Genomic DNA, 16,048 nt, shown 5'->3' with positions numbered 1-16,048 from the left:
GCGATTAGACGAAGACCACCGTCTTGTTGCCGTGGACGATGATCCGGTCCTCCAGGTGCCAGCGCACCGCCCGAGCCAGGACCGTGCGCTCCAGCTCCTGGCCAAGCCGCCGCATCTCCGCCACGGAGTGGCGGTGGGAGACCCGCACCACGTCCTGCTCAATGATGGGCCCGGCGTCCAGCTCCTCCGTGACGTAGTGGGCCGTGGCCCCGATGAGCTTCACCCCCCGTTCATAAGCCTGGCGGTAGGGGTTGGCCCCGGCGAAGGCGGGCAGGAAGGAGTGGTGGATGTTGATGATCCCCATGGGGTAGCGCTCCACAAAGCGGGGCGAGAGGACTTGCATGTAGCGGGCGAGGATCACGAGCTCCACCCCTTCCCCTTCCAAAAGGGCAAGGATCCGGTCTTCCGCCGCCTCCTTCCCGCCCGGCTCCACGGGCACATGGTGGTAGGGAATGCCGAAGCGCTCCACCTCCTCCCGGTGGTCGGGGTGGTTGGAGATCACCAGGCGCAGGTCCATGGGAAGCTCCCTCACCCGGTAGCGCCAAAGGAGTTCCAAAAGGGCGTGGGCGGGCTTGGAAACCAGAATGGCTGCCTTCTTCCGCTCCGAGGCGTAGGCGATGCGCCAACGCATGCCGAAGCGCTCCGCCACCACCTCCTGGAAGGCCCGCTCCAAGGCGGGGCGGGAGAGGTCCAGGTGGGGGGTGGCGAAGGCGAGGCGCATGAAGAAGGTGCCCCCTTCGGGGTCGGTGGAGTGCTGCTGCAAATCCGTGATGTTGGCCCCATGGGCGTAGAGGAAGCTGGAAACCGCCGCCACGATGCCGGGCCGGTCGGGGCAGGTGATGAGGAGCCTGGCCTCCATGCCGGCTACTATATCCCCATGGAGCTTTCCACCACGGACCTTTCCGACCTCCACCCCGAGGCGGTGGCGGTTCCCATGGTCTACCAGGCCTTCGGCGGGAAGCGGCGCTTTGCTGGCCGGGTGCGGACCCTAAAGGTCCTCGAGGACAACGCCCTGGTGCGCCAGATCCTGGAGGAAGGCGGGGGAGAGGTGCTCTTCGTGGACGGGGGAGGTTCCCTGCGCACCGCCCTTTTGGGGGGCAACCTGGCCCGGCTCGCCTGGGAACGGGGCTGGGCCGGGGTGGTGGTCCACGGGGCGGTGCGGGACACCGCCGAGCTCGCCGCCCTCCCCCTAGGCGTCTTGGCCCTGGCCGCCACCCCCAAGAAGAGCGCCAAGGAAGGCAAGGGCGAGGTGGACGTGCCCCTTAGCCTTCCTTGGGGGACGGTGCTTCCGGGAAGCTATCTGGTGGCGGATGAGGACGGGCTTCTTCTCCTCCCCTCGCCCCCGAGCGGCGGCCAAAGCGGCGGAGGAGCTCCTCTTCCTTGAGGGCCAGGATCAGGGGCCGCCCGTGGGGGCAGACCCAAGGGGTTTCGCAGGCGAGAAGGGCGTCCAAAAGGGCTTGCCCCTGAACCCGGCCCAAGGGGTGGCCCGCCTTGATGGCGGGAAGGCAGGCCAAGCGGGCCAAGAGGCCCTTTAAGCTCCTTCCTTCCCCCCGCAAGGCCTCGCGGAAGACCTCGGGGAGGAGGAAGGGGTAGGGATGGAGGAAGGATGGCGCCCGCAGGAGGCGCACCCTTTGCGGCCCAAAAGGCTCAAAGGTGAAGAGCCCCTCCGCCTCGGGCAGGAGGAGGGCCTCCTCCGGGGTGAGCTCCACCAGCACCGGGTAGGGCAAGGGGGCGAGGCCCTCCTCTGCCAAGCGGCGCAAGAAGTCCTCGTAAAGGATGCGCTCGTGGGCGGCGTGCTGGTCCACCACGTAAAGGGTGTCCCCTCCCTCCGCCAGGAGGTAGCTGTCCCGGAACTGCCCCAAATAGCGAAGCCGAGGCAGCCCGGAGGGCGTGGGGGGGGTAAGGGGAGCGAGGGGCTTGGGCTCGGGGAGAAGCCGGGCCAAGTTTTTCCCCGCCAAAGCCTCCCGGATGGCCTCCTCCAGGAAGGCCTCCACCTCAGGGCTTAAGGCCACCTCCTCCTTTCTTGCGTCCAGGCGCAGGCGGTAAAGGCCAGGCGGCAGGGTGAGGTTGAGCACGCCCACGGGGTAGTGCCCTTCAGGAAGAAGTTCCTTGTAGGCCCGGCGCACCGCCTTCAAAAGCCCCGGGGGAAAGGCCACGGGGCGGCCGTTCACCGCAAGGAAGAGGGCGTCCTCCCGAGTGCGGGAGGCCTGGGGCCCGGAAAGCAGCCCCCAGAGGGCCATCTCCCGGGCCCGCTTCTCCAGGGGGAAAAGCCTTTCCGCCATCACCCGGCCAAAGGCCAGGCGGGCCGCCTCCTTAAGCCCCGCCCCCGGGAAGAGGAGCCTGGCCTCCCCCTCCACGAAAAGGGCCAGGACCAAGTGGGGGTGGTGGAGGAGGTAGCGCTTGAGAAGGACCTGGACCTCCCGCGCCTCCCGTGCTGGGTCCCGCCCCTCTCCCGCAAAGAGGCCCACCACCTCCACCCGGGTGCCGGGGGGCGCCGGGACGGGCCGCACCGCCACCCCCTCCCCCCGGGCGAGGAGAAGCCCGCCCCCAAGCTGTCCCCTGGGCCGGGAGCGGAGGCGCAGGGTGGCGGCCTGCCTCAGGGCGTAAAGGGCTTGGCCCCGGAAGCCCAGGGTGCGGATGGCCCCTGGGTCTTGGAGCTTGCTGGTGGCAAAGGGCTCCACGGCGAGGGGAAGCTCCTCGTAGGGGATGCCCTCCCCGTCGTCCTCCACCACAAGCCTTTCCAAGCCCCCACCCCAAAGCTCCACCTTCACCCGCTTGGCCCCGGCGTCCAGGGCGTTTTCCAAAAGCTCCCGCACCGCGTCCTTCACGGAAAGGAGCACCTCGCCCCGGGCCAGGAGGCCTTTTAGCTCGGGCGGCAGGGGGCGGATCACCCCTTCATGCTACCCAAGGGCGCACCCAGGGCCAAGGCCTTGAGCTCCCCGAGGAGCTTTAGGGCCTCGAGGGGGGTGAGTCGGTCGGGGTCCAGGGCAAGGAGCCGATCCAAGACCTCCTCCAAAGCGCCTTCCCGCCGCGCCGCCATGGCCTGGAGGAGGGCCTTGGCCCGCTCCACCACCTCCTCGGGAAGCCCCGCCATCCTGGCCACCTCCACCCCATAGCTCTTGGAGGCGGGCCCGGGGAGGACCTGGTGGTAGAAGACGAGCCCCCCCTCCTCCTCCTTGGCCGCCACGTGAAGGTTTTTAAGGCGGGGCAGGGAGAGGGCGGTGAGCTCAAAGTAGTGGGTGGCAAAAAGGGCGTAGCACCGCCTTTCGTGCAGGGCCTCTGCGACGGCGGTGGCGATGGCCAGGCCGTCCAGGCTGCTCGTTCCCCGCCCCACCTCGTCCAGGAGGACGAGGCTATCCTGGGTGGCCTCCTTCAGGATTAGGGCCACCTCCTCCATCTCCACCATGAAGGTGCTCTTCCCCCCCGCCAGGTCGTCGGAGGCCCCAATGCGGGTGAGGATGCGGTCAAAAAGGGGGAGCTCCGCCTCCTCCGCCGGCACGAAGCTCCCCATCTGGGCCAGGAGGGCGATGAGGGCGGTCTGGCGGAGGAAGGTGCTCTTGCCCGCCATGTTGGGCCCCGTGACCAGGACGAGCTCGTGGGCCATCTCCAGGTCGTTGGACACGAACTCCGTGCGCCTTTCCACCACCGGGTGGCGCCCCGCCCGGATGCAAAGCCGCTCCCCGAAGCGGGGCCTGGTGTAGCCGTGGCGCACCGCCACCTCGGCCAAGGCGGCGAAGACGTCCAGCTCCGCCAGGACCCTGGCCGCCTCCCTTAGGGCCTCCGCCTCCTTCTTGGCCCGTTCCCGCACCGCCAAGAAGACCTCCTCCTCCCGGCGGCGGATCAGGGCCTCCAGGCGGTAAAGCTCCCTTTCCTTTTCCTTCATCTCCGGCAGGGTGTAGCGCTGCCGGTCCTTTAGCGTCTGCACCGCGCGGTACTCCTTGGGCACCCGTTCGTAGTAGGGGCGGGTGACCTCGAGGTAGTAGCCGAAGACGGCGTTGTAGCCCACCCTGAGGGTGGGGATGCCGGTCCTCTCCTTCTCCGCCTCCTCCAGGGCCACAAAGTAGGCCACCCCCTCGGCGTGGGCCCGCTTTAGGGCGTCCAGGTCCGGGTCGTACCCCTCGCGGATGAGCCCCCCCTCGGAAAGCTTTAAAGGTGGCTCGTCCACCAAGGCCGCCTTTAGGTCCTCCCGCAAAGCGCCCAGATCGGGCAGGATGGCCTCCTCCCCCAAAAGGGCATTGAGCTCCGGCAGGATCTCCAGGCTCCGCCTTAGGGCGGCGAGGTCGCGGGGACCAGCCCGCCCCAGCTCCAGCCGGGTGGCGAGCCGCTCCAAATCGGCCAGACGGAAGAGGAGGCGCCGCACCCCCTCCCTTAAGGCCCCCTCCCGCACGAAGCGCTCCACCCGGTCCAGCCGGGCCTCTAAAGGGCCCCGCTCCAGAAGGGGATGGCGGAGCCAGCTTTGGAGTAGCCGCCTGCCCGGGGCGGTCCGCGTCTCGTCCAAGACGGCGAAGAGAGTGTCCTGCCCCCTTAGGGGCTCAAAGACCTCCAAGGCCCGCAGGGTGGCCTCGGGCAGGCGCACGAAGGCCCCGGGGTCGTAATAGCGGAAAGGCTGCACGCTCAAGGCCCCGCCCTGGGTGGAGCGGGCGTAGGCCAAAAGCGCTCCCTGAGCCCGCCTTAGGGCCAAGGGGCCCTCCCCTTCCGGGTCAAAGGGGGCCTCGGAGAGCATCACGGGGAAGCGCTTGCGGAACTCCGCCAAAAAGGCCTCGTTTTCCCGGAGCTCCGGGGCTAAAAGAACCTCGGCAGGCCGGTGGCGAAAAAGCTCGTCGTAAAGGGCGCTCTTGCTCCTGAGAAGGGTCCCCTTGAACTCCCCCGTGGACACGTCCAAAAAGGCTAGGCCCCACCCGTCGCCCGTGGCGATGGCCGCCAGGTAGTTGGCCTCCTTGGGGAGGAGGGTTTCCTGCACCAAGGTGCCGGGGGTTAAAAGCTGGGTCACTTCCCGCCGCACCAGCCCCTCCGCCTCCTCCGCCGGCTCCACCTGGTCCGCCACCGCCAGGCGGAAGCCCATCTTTAGGAGGCGCTCGGCGTAGGCGTCAAAGGCCCGGATGGGGATGCCCGCCATGGGGGTGGTGAAGTCCTTGCTGGTCTTGTGGGTGAGAACCAGGCCTAGAGCGCGGGCCAGGCGCTCTGCGTCCTCGCCAAAGCACTCGTAAAAGTCCCCCACCTGGAAGAGGAGGAGGTAGTCGGGGTAGCGGTCCCGAAGCTCCACGTACTGCTGAAGGAGCGGGGGTAGTGGGCCAGGGCCTTCGCCCTTGAGCATGCCTCTTATTATGCCGCTTGGCCAGGGGGTATTGACATCTTTTAGCTAACCTGGGTAAGGTACTTTTGTCCCGAAGGGAGGCACCCATGGAAAAAGGTATTAATAGGCGGTTCTTGCTCAAGCTCTTGGGCGCAGGTGGGGCGGCGGCGCTCCTGAAGCCCGCTTTGGCCCAAACCTCCGCGCAAGCGGAAACGCCCATTCCATCTTTTACCGGGCCCGGCCCCAACCCCTACTGGAACGGGGTGCACCCCTACGCGATTTATCCCCAGAAGTTGCCCCTTCTGCGGATGACCGACCGCCCCGTCCAGTTGGAAACGCCCCGACATTACTTCCGCACCGTCTTCACGCCCAACGAAGCCTTCTACGTCCGGTACCACCTGGACGAGATCCCCAACCAGATCGACCTTTCCCAGTGGCGGCTAAAGTTCGAGGGCAATTTTGAACGGCCCTTGGAGCTTTCCTTGGAAGACCTCCTCACCAAGTTCAAGCCGGTTTCCATCGCCGCCGTCAACCAGTGCTCCGGCAACTCCCGAAGCCGCTTCCAACCCCGGGTCGCCGGTGGCCAGTGGGGCAACGGGGCCATGGGCAACGCCCTCTGGACCGGCGTTCGCTTGAAAGACCTCCTGGAAGCTGCCGGTGTAAAGCCGGGCACGGTGCAGATCCAGTTTGAGGGTCTAGACCGCGGCAAAGGGCCAGAAAATTTGGGCTCGGGGCGGTTTATGAAGTCCCTGGATCTGGACGACCCCGTGGTGGAGGAAACCATCCTGGCGTATGCCATGAACGGGGAGCCCCTGCCCATGCTCAACGGCTTCCCCGTGCGCCTGGTGGTGCCGGGCAAGTTCGCCACCTATTGGCTCAAGCACGTCACTTGGATCCGCGCCCTTACTGAGCCCGACAAGAACTTCTGGATGGCCACCGCTTACAGAGTGCCCGACACCCCCAACGGCTCCACCACCCCCGAGGCCGTGGCCGCGGGGCAGGTCAAAACCGTTCCCATCGGCCACTTCAACATGCCCGTGCGCTCGTTCATCATAGACCCTGATGGCACGAGCCCCTTGGTGGTGGGCATGCCCGTCAAGATCCGGGGCGTGGCCTTTAGCGGCCATGGCAAGGTGGTGAAAGTGGAGATTTCCACCGACGACGGCAAGACGTGGCGGCCAGCGGTTCTGGGGGCCGACTACGGCAAGTACTCTTTCCGCACCTTTGAGTTCACCTGGCGACCCAGCCAGCCCGGGAACTACGTGATTGCGGTGCGGGCCACGGACGAGAAGGGCAATACGCAGCCCGATGCCCCCGTGTGGAACCCCGGCGGCTACCTCTGGAACAAGATTGAGCGCCAGGAAGTGGTGGTCCTGGCGGCCAAGTAGGAGGACGGGATGAAAAAGCGCGTGGCGTTCTTCGGAATTTTGCTGGGACTGGGGCTGGTGGCGGCAGAGGTCCCTGGCACGGTAGCAGGGCAGTGGACAGGAGGCACCCTCGGCCTGATCCTGCAACCCGCCCCAGCGGCCCCTGGAGGAGGTTCCACCATCAACATTGGCCCTTTGCCCACCTACACGGCAGAGCTGGCGGAAGGGGAGGGCAAAGAACTTGTCATGAGCTACTGCTCTATTTGTCACAGCGTCACTTACATCACCATGCAACCCCCTCTTGCCAACTGGAAGCCCACCATGGACAAGATGCTGAAAACCTACGGGGCTGAGAAGTGGATACCCGCCGACGTGGCGGAGAAGATCCTGGCTTATCTGCAGGCCCACTACACCCCGGAAACGCGCAAGGAATGAACCGCATCCTCTCCCTCCACCTGGGCCTGGGGAAAGGCCTCCCCAAGCCCCAGGTGGAGGTTTTGGAACTCGTGGCGGGCGTGGGCGCCAAGGGGGACCGCCACGCCGGCCTGGACCCCGACCGAGCAGTTCTGGTGGCGGGGCTCGCCGCCTACGAAAAGGCCTACAAGGCGGGGATAAATCTCCCCTACGGCGCCTTGGGCGAAAACCTCCTTTTGGACCTGGACCCCCATACGCTTCCTTTGGGGGCAAAGCTCCGGGTGGGGGAGGCGCTTTTGGAACTTTCCCAGGTCTGCACCGTGTGCAAGAGCCTCTCCCAGTTTGACCTGCGCCTGCCCAAGCTCCTCTATGGGGGCCGAGGGCTTTACGCCCGGGTCCTGGAGGGCGGGGTGGTGCGGGTGGGGGATCCCGTCCTGGTCCTAATCCCCACCAAAGGCTAGGGCTGTGGAAAACCCCGGGAAGGGGGCCTATCCCCTCCCGGGGCTTTTCCACCCCTACACTCCCACCCGACCCGGCACCCGGTAGGCCCAGTAGGCGGGGCGCTCCCCCTTGGGCTCGTTCAGGACCTCAATCCGCCCCTCGAGGCCCGCCTCCACCACCTTGAGCTCCTTGAGGTAGTCCATAAAGCTCTCGGCGTCGCTGAAGCCGGTGTCCACCCGGTAGCCCTGGGCCTCCTTGAGGACGCTGAAGCCGTCCCCGCCGGCGGCGATGAAGTTGTTGACCACCACCCGGTAGGTGGCCTCGAGGTCCAAGGGCACGTACCCCTTTTCCGCCTTCACCTCCACCCGTACCACCCGGTTTCCCACCGGACGGGAGAGGTCAAAGGCGTAGCGGAGGCCGGAGACCTGCAGGAAGCGCCCCGCCGTCTGCTCCCACTGGGAAACCCCGTTTTCCAAGGCCGCCTTGATCTCCTTGCCCTTCAGGTCCATCACCACCAAGGTGTTGCCAAAGGGGAGCACCTCGTATACCTTGCCCACGGTGATGGGGCCCTTGGGGATGGAGGCGCGGATGCCGCCCCCATTTTGCAAGGCGATCTGCACCCCTGCGTTTTTGGTCTTCCAGACCATGCCGTCGGCGATCAGGTTCCCCAGGTTGCTCTCCCGCCGGCGCACGATGGCCCTTTCCCCCACCAGGTCCACCTTGGCCTCGGCGATCACCTGTTGCATCAGGGCCAGCACGGGCTGGGCGTAGGCCAAAAGGGCCTCCTTGGCGAAGAAGTCCTCGGGGGACACCTCCGGGGTCATGAGGAAAGGCTCGCCCTTGTAGGCGACAAGCTCCCCCTTCTCGTCAAAGGCAACCTCCAACACCCCCACCACCTTGCCCCACTCCCAGGCCTGCACCACCAGGACGTCCTTCCCCTCGGGGTTCTTGACCACCGTGGGGTAGGGCCCGGCCGGGGCCAGCTCCTTGTGGGGGAAGCTCCCCAAAAGGGTGTGGGAGTGGCCGCCCACGATCACCTGCACCCCCACAAGCCTGCGGGCGAGCTTCAGGTCCTCGCCGTAGCCCAGGTGGGAGAGGAGGAGGATCTTGTTCACCCCCCGGCGCAAAAGCTCGTACACCGCCTTTTGGGCGCTCTCGTAGGGGTCCAGGAAGTCCACGGTGGGGCCGGGGTTGGCGATCTCCTTGGTGTCGGGGGTGGTGAGGCCGATCACCCCCACCCGCTCCCCACCCACACTCACAATGGCATAGGGGGCAAAAAGCCCCTTGAGCCTGGGCTCCCGGCTCGCGTCCACGTTGGCGGAAACCACCTTAAACCGGGCCCCCTTTAGGAACTCCGCCAAGGGCCCCGGCCCCAGGTCAAACTCGTGGTTCCCCAGGGCCATGACCCGGTAGAGCATCCGGTGCATGAAGTAGCGGTCCGCCAAGCCCCGGTACTGGTTGAAGTAAAGGGTGCCCTGGAAGACATCCCCGGCGTCCAAAAAGAGGAGGTTCTTGCGGCTTGCCCGCAACCGGTCAAAGAAGGCCACCCGCTGCGCCACCCCGCCCACCCGCACCTTCTGCCCGGAAAGGGTGAGCTCCATGGGCTCCAGGTGGGCATGGGTGTCGTTGGTGTGCACCAGGGTCAGGGTAAAGGCCCCTTGGGCTCGCCCCAGGCCAAGCCCCGCAAGCCCCAAGACCGCACCCGCCCGCAATAGATCCCGCCGCTTCATCCCATGCGCCATAGGTACCTCCGCTTTAAGTCTAGCCGAGGTTCCTTCAGGGAAAGGTCAAGGGGCCATTCCGGTGCCATGTTAGAGCACTCATGACACGATAAGGGTTGACATTTTGCACATTTATGCCGTACACTTTGCACAATCCGCCCGGGGTTTACCGCGCAAAAGGGGCCACGGCGGATCAAGGAGGAGGAAAATGGCGTACACCAAGGCGGAGATCCTCAAGGCGCTCAAGTCCGAGGGCGTGAAGTTCCTGCGCCTGCAGATCACCGACATCCTGGGCGTGGTGAAAAACGTGGAGGTGCCGGAGTCCCAGTTTGAGAAGGCCCTAGACGGGGAAATCATGTTTGACGGCTCCTCCATTGAGGGCTTCACCCGCATTGAGGAGTCGGACATGCTCCTCCGGCCCGACTACGACACCTTCGTTATCCTGCCCGACCTGGTGGAAGACCCCAAGCGGGGCAAGGTGGCCCGGCTCATCTGCGACGTCCACTACCCCGACGGCCGCCCCTTTGAGGGGGACCCCCGGTACGTCCTCAAGCGGCAGATTGAGCGGCTGAAGAAGCTCGGCTTTGACAACATGTACGCCGGCCCAGAGCCCGAGTTCTTCCTCTTCCTAAGGACCCCCGAGGGCCTGCCCACCACGGAAACCCACGACAAGGCGGGCTACTTTGACCTGGCCCCCATTGACAAGGGGGAGGAGGCCCGGCGCGACATGGTCAACGCCTTGGTGGCCATGGGCTTTGAGATTGAGGCCTCCCACCACGAGGTGGCCCCGGGGCAGCACGAGATTGACTTCAAGTACGCCGAGGCCCTCACCACCGCCGACAACATCGCCACCTTCAAGTGGGTGGTGAAGCGGGTGGCCTTGAACCACGGCCTCCACGCCACCTTCTTGCCCAAGCCCATACGGGGCATCAACGGCAGCGGCATGCACACCCACCTCTCCCTCTTCAAAAACGGGGAGAACGCCTTCTACGACCCCAACGCCGAGTACCAGCTCTCCCAGACCGCCCTCCACTTCATCGCCGGACTTCTGGAGCACGCCGAGGGCATGGTGGCCATCACCAACCCCCTGGTGAACTCCTATAAGCGCCTCACCCCCGGGTACGAGGCCCCCACCAACATCGCCTGGTCCGCCTCCAACCGCTCCGCCATGATCCGCATTCCCGCCCGCCGGGGCGTGGGCACCCGGGCGGAGCTTAGGATGCCCGACCCCTCCGCCAACCCCTACCTGGCCCTGGCGGTCATGGCCGCCGCCGCCATGGACGGGATTGAGCGCAAGCTCCTGCCTCCCCCGCCCATCCAGCGCAACATCTACCAGATGAGCGTGCGGGAGCGAAGGAAGCACAAGATCCGCGAGCTCCCCGGCACCTTGCGGGAGGCCCTAGAGGCGCTTAAGAAGGACCCTGTGATCCGCGAAGCCCTGGGGGAACACGTCTACACCCACTTCCTCCAGGCCAAGCAGATGGAGTGGGACGACTACCGGGTCACCGTCCACCAGTGGGAGCTGGACCAGTACCTGGCCACGTACTAGACCCCTTGCCCCCCACCCGGCCCCCGTACCGGGTGGGGGTTTCTGCATGCCTGACCCGTGGGTCAGGCATAAACTTTCCGTGGGGGCATTGACAAAGCCCGCTACCCCCCCCGTAGAATAGGGCCGCAACGCGAACGCGTGCCTTTCAAGGAGGTGCCTATGAGGAAAATCGGGCTTCTGGTAGCAGGTGTAGCCGCCTTGGGCATGGCCCTGGGCCAGGCCAACGTCATCAAGATCGCCACCCAGTCCCCCCTTTCTGGCCCCCAAGCCGCCTTGGGGGAACAGATCAAGCTGGGAGCGGAGCTGGCGGTGGAGGAGGCCAAGGCCAAGTTCAAGGCCCTGGGCTTTGACCTGGTCCTGGTGCCTTACGACGACCAGGCCAACCCCGATGTGGGCGTGGCCAACGCCAACCGCATCATCAACGACCCCGACATCCTGGGCGTGGTGGGCCACTTGAACTCCGGCGTGGCCATTCCCTCCAGCGAGGTCTACGCCCGGGTGAACCTGGTCATGGTCTCCCCCGCCAACACCAACCCCCGGGTCACGGACCGCCGCCTGCCCAACGTGAACCGCATCTGCGGCCGCGACGACGTGCAAGGTCCAGTGGGGGCGGAGTACGCCTTCAACAACCTGAAGGTGAAGAACGTCTTCATCATCCACGACAAGACCGCCTACGGCCAGGGCTTGGCGGAGGAGTTCAAGAAGCGGTTTGAGGCCCTGGGCGGGAAAGCGGTGGCCTTTGTGGGCACCGAGGAAACCTCCAACTTCGTGCCCATCATCAACCAGATCCGGGGTGCCCGTCCCGTGCCTGAGCTAATTTACTTCGGAGGCATCTACAGCCAAATCGGTCCTTTTGTGAAGCAGCTCCGGGAGCGTGGGCTCCGCACCCGGCTCATGGGCGGCGACGGCTTGGATTCCAGCGAGTTCGTGCGCCTGGCGGGGGCCCAGAACGCCGCCGGCACCTTCTACACCACCGTGGCGGGCCCCGTGTCCGCCTTCCCCAAGGCCAGGGCTGTGGCCCAGCGCTTCAAACAGAAGTACGGCAAGGACATGGAGGGCTTCGGCATCTACGCCTACGACTCTGCCCAGGTGATCCTCACCGCCTTGGAGAACGCCATCAAGGCGAACGGGGGCAAGAAGCCCACCCGGGAGCAGGTGAGCCAGGAAGTGCGCAAGGTCAAGCTGGAAGGCCTCACCGGCACCATTGAGTTTGACGACAAGGGCGACAACAAGAAGGCCAAGTACTTCGTGATGCAGGTGGCCTCCAGCGGCAAGTGGGCCGACAACAAGCTGATCCGCGTCATTGAGATGGCGGCCCCGGGCTCCAGGTAAACTGAGGCAACATCCTAAAGGGGGTGGCCAGCTGGCCACCCCCTTGGCCCGGAGAAAGGAGGCGTCTTGCTAGAACAAATCCTGGCCCTACTACCCCAGGTGATCTTTGATGGCTTCATCCTGGGCTTTGTCTACGCCATGGTGGCCCTGGGCTACACCATGGTGTACGGCGTCTTGGAGCTCATCAACTTCGCCCACTCGGAAATCTTCATGATCGGGGCGGTGGTGGGGGTGGAGGTCTTCCGCTACCTGGCCCCCCAGGTGGGAAACGGTTTTGTCCTCCTCTTCCTCGCCCTGGTGCTGGGCGGGGTGGTGGCGGGGATCACCGCCATTTTGGTGGAGCGCTTCGCCTACCGTCCCTTGCGCAAACGGGGCACCACCAACCGCCTGGTCCCCCTCATCACCGCCATCGGGGTTTCCTTTATCCTCCAGGACCTGGTGCGCCTCGTTGAGGGGCTTTGGCACAACGAGTTCTTCCTCAGGATGCGCACCGTGCAGGACCTCGAGGGCAGCGTGGAGCTCTTCGGCGGGGCCATCTTCGCCCAGACCAAGTCCTTCATCCTCATGGGGGTTTCCATCCTCATGCTCCTCGGGCTCACCTACCTGGTGAACCGCACCAAGCTGGGGGTGGCCATCCGCGCCGTGGCCCAGGACCTCTCCACGGCGAGCCTCATGGGCATTGACCCCGACCGCATCATCTCCCGCACCTTCCTGATCGGCGGCTCCCTGGGCGGGGTGGCGGGGGTGCTTTTCGCCCTCCAGTACACCACCATCACCCCTTACGTGGGCTTTTTGCCCGGCCTTAAAGCCTTCACCGCCGCCGTCTTGGGGGGCATCGGCAACATCCCCGGGGCCATGCTGGGGGGCCTGGTCTTGGGGCAGCTGGAAAACTTCTTCGGCACCTACCTACCCATCCTGACCAACGGCAACTTCGGCACCGAGTACAAGGACGTGGTGGCCTTCCTCATCCTCATCCTCATCCTGCTCCTTAGGCCCCAAGGGCTTTTGGGGCAGGTGGTCAAGGAGAAGGTATGAGCGCCCTCGCCACGCTTCTCAGCCTGGCCTTCCTAGGCCTCGCCTACCTCGCCCCTGGACCCCTCGCCAACCTCGTTGGCCTGGTGGCCCTGGGAACCACCGCTTTCCTAAGGCTTTCTCCCGAGGCGCGCACCCTGAACCTGGCCCTCCTCACCCTGGCCTTCACCCTGGGGCTCGTGCGCTCCGGGAACACCTTGGGCCTCATCGGCCTTGTGGGCATCCTGGTGGCCCTCACCACCTTGCCCCGTATCCCCACCTGGATTCGGGGGCTTTTGGGCCTCGCCATCCTCCTCCTTTCCGTGCCCATGGCGGGCTTCGCCAATACCTTTATCTTTGAGCTAGGCATTCAGATTGGCATCTACGCCGCCATGGCCCTGGGGCTCAACGTGGTGGTGGGCATGGCGGGGCTTTTGGACCTGGGCTACGCCGCCTTCTTCGCCGTGGGGGCCTACACCTGGGCCATCTTCGGCAGCGAGCAGGCCAAGAACTTCATGCAAGGCCACTTCCCCCTTCCCGGGGAGTACATGTACCTCTTCATGGGCATCGCCATCATCACCACCGCCCTGACTGGCCTTCTCATCGGCCTTCCCGCCCTTAGGCTCCGGGGGGACTACCTGGCCATCGTCACCCTGGGCCTGGGGGAGGTGGTGCGCATCCTGGCCAACAACCTGGACCACCCCATCAACTTCACCAACGGTCCCCAGGGCATCACTCCCATCCAGCGCCCCCCCATTGACTGGTTCCGCGAGCTCATGGGAGCCCTGGGGGTGCGGCTGGACCAGACCACGGACTACCAGCTGTTCTTCTACCTTTTGGTCCTCCTCATGATCGGGCTCGTGGTCCTGGTCAACCTCAACCTGGCCAACTCCCGCTTCGGCCGGGCCTGGGTGGCCATCCGCGAGGACGAGATTGCCGCCCGCTCTATGGGGATTCCTCTTCTGCCCACCAAGCTCCTGGCCTTCATGACCGGGGCCGCCTTCTCCGGGGTCATGGGGGTCATCTTCGCCGCCCAGCGCACCTTCGTTTCCCCCGAGTCCTTCACCCTCCTCGCCTCCATCACCATCCTGGGCATGGTGATCCTGGGCGGCATGGGCTCCATCCCCGGGGCCATCCTGGGGGCGGCGGCCCTCACCATCCTCAACCTGGACATCCTCAAGACCTTCAGCGAGTTCGTGCGCACCAGCCTGCCCCAAATCCCAAGCCAGGTGGACCCCGCCAAGTACGAAAGGCTGGTCTTCGGCCTTATCCTGGTCTTGATGATGATCTTCCGCCCGGAAGGCCTGATCCCGGAAAAGCGCCACAAGGCGGAGATGGAGGAGGCATGAAGGCCCTGGAGGTACACCACGCCACCAAGCGCTTTGGCGGCCTAGTGGCGGTGAACGACGTGAGCCTCACCGTGAACCAGGGGGAGATCTTTTCCGTGATCGGCCCCAACGGGGCGGGCAAGACCACCTTCTTCAACCTCCTCACGGGCATCTACGCTCCCGACGAGGGAAAGATCCTCCTCTTCGGCAAGGACGTGACCGGGCTCTCCCCAGACCGCATCGCCAAGGAAGGCGTCGGGCGCACCTTTCAGAACATCCGCCTCTTCGGGGCCATGACCGTGCTGGAGAACATCCTGGTGGGCATGCACGTGCACATCCACGTCCCCTACTTCCACGCCGTCTTCCGCACCCCTCTGGCCCGGAGGGAAGAAAGGCGGGCGGAAGAGGAGGCCAAAAGGCTTCTCCAGTACGTGGGCCTCCTCCACCGCAAGGATGAGCTGGCCAAGAACCTCCCCTACGGGGAGCAGAGGAAGCTGGAGATCGCCCGGGCGTTGGCCCTGAAGCCCAGGCTTCTTCTCCTGGACGAGCCCGCCGCCGGCATGAACCCCAAGGAAACCGAGGAGCTCCAGGCGTTTATCCAGAAGCTAAGGGAGGAGCTCGGCATCACCATCGTCCTCATCGAGCACGACATGCGCCTTGTGATGCGCATCTCCGACCGCATCGCCGTCTTGGAATACGGCTCCAAAATCGCCGAGGGCACCCCGGAGGAGGTGCGGCAAAACCCCCGGGTCATTGAGGCCTACCTGGGCAAGGGGGCGGCGGGAGGTGCGGCATGAGCCTTCTGGAGCTCAAGGGGGTGCACACCTACTACGGCCACATCCACGCCCTAAAGGGCATCTCCCTCCACGTGGAGGAGGGGGAGATCGTGACCCTGATCGGCTCCAACGGGGCGGGCAAGAGCACCACCTTAAGGACCATCAGCGGCCTGGTGAAGCCGAGGCAGGGGGAGGTCCTCTTCCAAGGGAAGGCCATCCACCGCCTCCCCCCACACCAGATCGTGGCCCTGGGGGTGGGGCATGTGCCCGAGGGGCGGAAGATCTTCCCCAGGCTCACGGTGGAGGAGAACCTGGAAATTGGGGCGTACCTGGAGAAGGACCGCAAGGTGGTCCAGGAACGCAAGGAGCAGGTCTTCGCCCTCTTCCCCCGCCTCTACGAGCGCCGGGGCCAGAAGGGGGGGACGCTCTCCGGGGGGGAGCAGCAGATGCTGGCCATCGGCCGGGCCTTGATGCAAAACCCCAGGATCCTCCTCATGGACGAGCCCTCCATGGGCCTGGCCCCGGTGCTGGTAGACTTCATCTTTGAGACCATCCAGAAGCTCAACCGAGAGGGCAAGACCATTCTCCTGGTGGAGCAAAACGCCAGGCTCGCCCTGCAGATCGCCCATCGGGGCTACGTGCTGGCCACGGGGGAGATCACCCTCTCGGGACCGGCCAAGGCGCTTGCGGAAAACCCCGAGGTGCAAAAGGCCTACCTGGGGGAAGGCTAAGGCCGGCACACCAGGCTTGCGCCCCCCAAGGGGGGCGCTTTATACTTGGTCCGGCACACCCAGGGGAGGAACCCCGGAAAGGAGA

13 protein-coding genes and 1 pseudogene are annotated in these 16,048 nt (G+C 65.5%); 10 read left to right on the top strand and 4 right to left on the bottom strand.

Annotated elements, in window-relative coordinates:
- Window positions 1-4: 4 nt before the first annotated feature.
- Window positions 5-859 carry a formyltetrahydrofolate deformylase gene (purU, locus tag L0D17_RS02165; protein WP_039458422.1) on the bottom strand — a complete coding sequence of 285 codons (855 nt, stop codon included), beginning with the start codon at window positions 857-859 and terminating at the stop codon, window positions 5-7.
- A gap of 18 nt (window positions 860-877) precedes the next feature.
- Here purU and rraA point away from each other — a divergent pair.
- Window positions 878-1,366: pseudogene (gene rraA / locus L0D17_RS02160) on the top strand (ribonuclease E activity regulator RraA); the annotation flags it as partial.
- Here the strand turns inward: rraA and mutL are convergent.
- Window positions 1,263-2,891, bottom strand: a complete 1,629-nt coding sequence (gene mutL / locus L0D17_RS02155) for a DNA mismatch repair endonuclease MutL (protein WP_243093701.1) — start codon at window positions 2,889-2,891, stop codon at window positions 1,263-1,265. The pseudogene rraA and the gene mutL sit on opposite strands and share 104 nt — an antisense overlap.
- Complete coding sequence (mutS, locus tag L0D17_RS02150; protein WP_243093700.1) at window positions 2,888-5,314, bottom strand: DNA mismatch repair protein MutS; 2,427 nt, start codon at window positions 5,312-5,314, stop codon at window positions 2,888-2,890. The genes mutL and mutS overlap by 4 nt, the downstream gene beginning before the upstream one ends.
- An 86-nt stretch (window positions 5,315-5,400) precedes the next feature.
- On the opposite strand from mutS, the gene L0D17_RS02145 reads away from it, so the two are divergent.
- From L0D17_RS02145 to L0D17_RS02135, 3 genes are read left to right on the top strand one after another with little or no spacing between them, the layout of a single operon-like run.
- Entirely contained in the window at window positions 5,401-6,681 is a 1,281-nt protein-coding gene (locus L0D17_RS02145) for a molybdopterin-dependent oxidoreductase (protein ID WP_243093699.1), read from the top strand.
- A gap of 9 nt (window positions 6,682-6,690) precedes the next feature.
- Window positions 6,691-7,095 (top strand): hypothetical protein, encoded by a 405-nt coding sequence (locus L0D17_RS02140; RefSeq protein ID WP_039458355.1) that lies wholly within the window; start codon window positions 6,691-6,693, stop codon window positions 7,093-7,095.
- Window positions 7,092-7,535, top strand: coding sequence for an MOSC domain-containing protein (locus tag L0D17_RS02135; RefSeq protein WP_243093698.1), 444 nt, complete (start codon window positions 7,092-7,094; stop codon window positions 7,533-7,535). The genes L0D17_RS02140 and L0D17_RS02135 overlap by 4 nt, the downstream gene beginning before the upstream one ends.
- A 54-nt stretch (window positions 7,536-7,589) precedes the next feature.
- Here the strand turns inward: L0D17_RS02135 and L0D17_RS02130 are convergent, their stop codons facing one another.
- Complete coding sequence (locus L0D17_RS02130) at window positions 7,590-9,245, bottom strand: bifunctional metallophosphatase/5'-nucleotidase (RefSeq protein WP_243093762.1); 1,656 nt, start codon at window positions 9,243-9,245, stop codon at window positions 7,590-7,592.
- 199 nt (window positions 9,246-9,444) lie between these two features.
- Here L0D17_RS02130 and glnA point away from each other — a divergent pair, with 199 nt between their 5' ends.
- From glnA to L0D17_RS02100, 6 genes are all read left to right on the top strand, one after another.
- Window positions 9,445-10,785 carry a type I glutamate--ammonia ligase gene (glnA, locus tag L0D17_RS02125; RefSeq protein ID WP_243093697.1) on the top strand — a complete coding sequence of 447 codons (1,341 nt, stop codon included), beginning with the start codon at window positions 9,445-9,447 and terminating at the stop codon, window positions 10,783-10,785.
- Between the two features lie 159 nt (window positions 10,786-10,944).
- A complete protein-coding gene (locus tag L0D17_RS02120) occupies window positions 10,945-12,117 on the top strand; it encodes a branched-chain amino acid ABC transporter substrate-binding protein (RefSeq protein ID WP_243093696.1) in 1,173 nt (390 codons plus the stop codon).
- 66 nt (window positions 12,118-12,183) lie between these two features.
- Window positions 12,184-13,152, top strand: a complete 969-nt coding sequence (locus L0D17_RS02115; RefSeq protein WP_243093695.1) for a branched-chain amino acid ABC transporter permease — start codon at window positions 12,184-12,186, stop codon at window positions 13,150-13,152.
- Complete coding sequence (locus tag L0D17_RS02110) at window positions 13,149-14,477, top strand: branched-chain amino acid ABC transporter permease (RefSeq protein WP_243093694.1); 1,329 nt, start codon at window positions 13,149-13,151, stop codon at window positions 14,475-14,477. The genes L0D17_RS02115 and L0D17_RS02110 overlap by 4 nt, the downstream gene beginning before the upstream one ends.
- Entirely contained in the window at window positions 14,474-15,253 is a 780-nt protein-coding gene (locus L0D17_RS02105; RefSeq protein WP_039458339.1) for an ABC transporter ATP-binding protein, read from the top strand. Before L0D17_RS02110 ends, L0D17_RS02105 begins: the two co-directional genes overlap by 4 nt.
- Window positions 15,250-15,963, top strand: a complete 714-nt coding sequence (locus L0D17_RS02100) for an ABC transporter ATP-binding protein (protein WP_039458336.1) — start codon at window positions 15,250-15,252, stop codon at window positions 15,961-15,963. Before L0D17_RS02105 ends, L0D17_RS02100 begins: the two co-directional genes overlap by 4 nt.
- Window positions 15,964-16,048: the final 85 nt, after the last annotated feature.

The sequence above is a fragment of the Thermus thalpophilus genome (assembly GCF_022760915.1).
Classification (GTDB): Bacteria; Deinococcota; Deinococci; order Deinococcales; family Thermaceae; genus Thermus; species Thermus thalpophilus.
The sequence above is the reverse complement of the archived record's forward strand: the minus strand, read 5'-3'. Positions and strand labels throughout refer to the sequence as shown.

Excerpts from the sequence above, each read along its gene's own strand:
- L0D17_RS02135 (WP_243093698.1), top strand. The coding sequence starts at position 7,092 with ATGAACCGCATCCTCTCCCTCCACCTGGGCCTGGGGAAAGGCCTCCCC.
- purU (WP_039458422.1), bottom strand. The coding sequence starts at position 859 with ATGGAGGCCAGGCTCCTCATCACCTGCCCCGACCGGCCCGGCATCGTG.
- glnA (WP_243093697.1), top strand. The coding sequence starts at position 9,445 with ATGGCGTACACCAAGGCGGAGATCCTCAAGGCGCTCAAGTCCGAGGGC.
- L0D17_RS02120 (WP_243093696.1), top strand. The coding sequence starts at position 10,945 with ATGAGGAAAATCGGGCTTCTGGTAGCAGGTGTAGCCGCCTTGGGCATG.
- L0D17_RS02105 (WP_039458339.1), top strand. The coding sequence starts at position 14,474 with ATGAAGGCCCTGGAGGTACACCACGCCACCAAGCGCTTTGGCGGCCTA.
- L0D17_RS02130 (WP_243093762.1), bottom strand. The coding sequence starts at position 9,245 with ATGAAGCGGCGGGATCTATTGCGGGCGGGTGCGGTCTTGGGGCTTGCG.
- L0D17_RS02110 (WP_243093694.1), top strand. The coding sequence starts at position 13,149 with ATGAGCGCCCTCGCCACGCTTCTCAGCCTGGCCTTCCTAGGCCTCGCC.
- L0D17_RS02140 (WP_039458355.1), top strand. The coding sequence starts at position 6,691 with ATGAAAAAGCGCGTGGCGTTCTTCGGAATTTTGCTGGGACTGGGGCTG.
- L0D17_RS02100 (WP_039458336.1), top strand. The coding sequence starts at position 15,250 with ATGAGCCTTCTGGAGCTCAAGGGGGTGCACACCTACTACGGCCACATC.
- L0D17_RS02145 (WP_243093699.1), top strand. The coding sequence starts at position 5,401 with ATGGAAAAAGGTATTAATAGGCGGTTCTTGCTCAAGCTCTTGGGCGCA.
- mutS (WP_243093700.1), bottom strand. The coding sequence starts at position 5,314 with ATGCTCAAGGGCGAAGGCCCTGGCCCACTACCCCCGCTCCTTCAGCAG.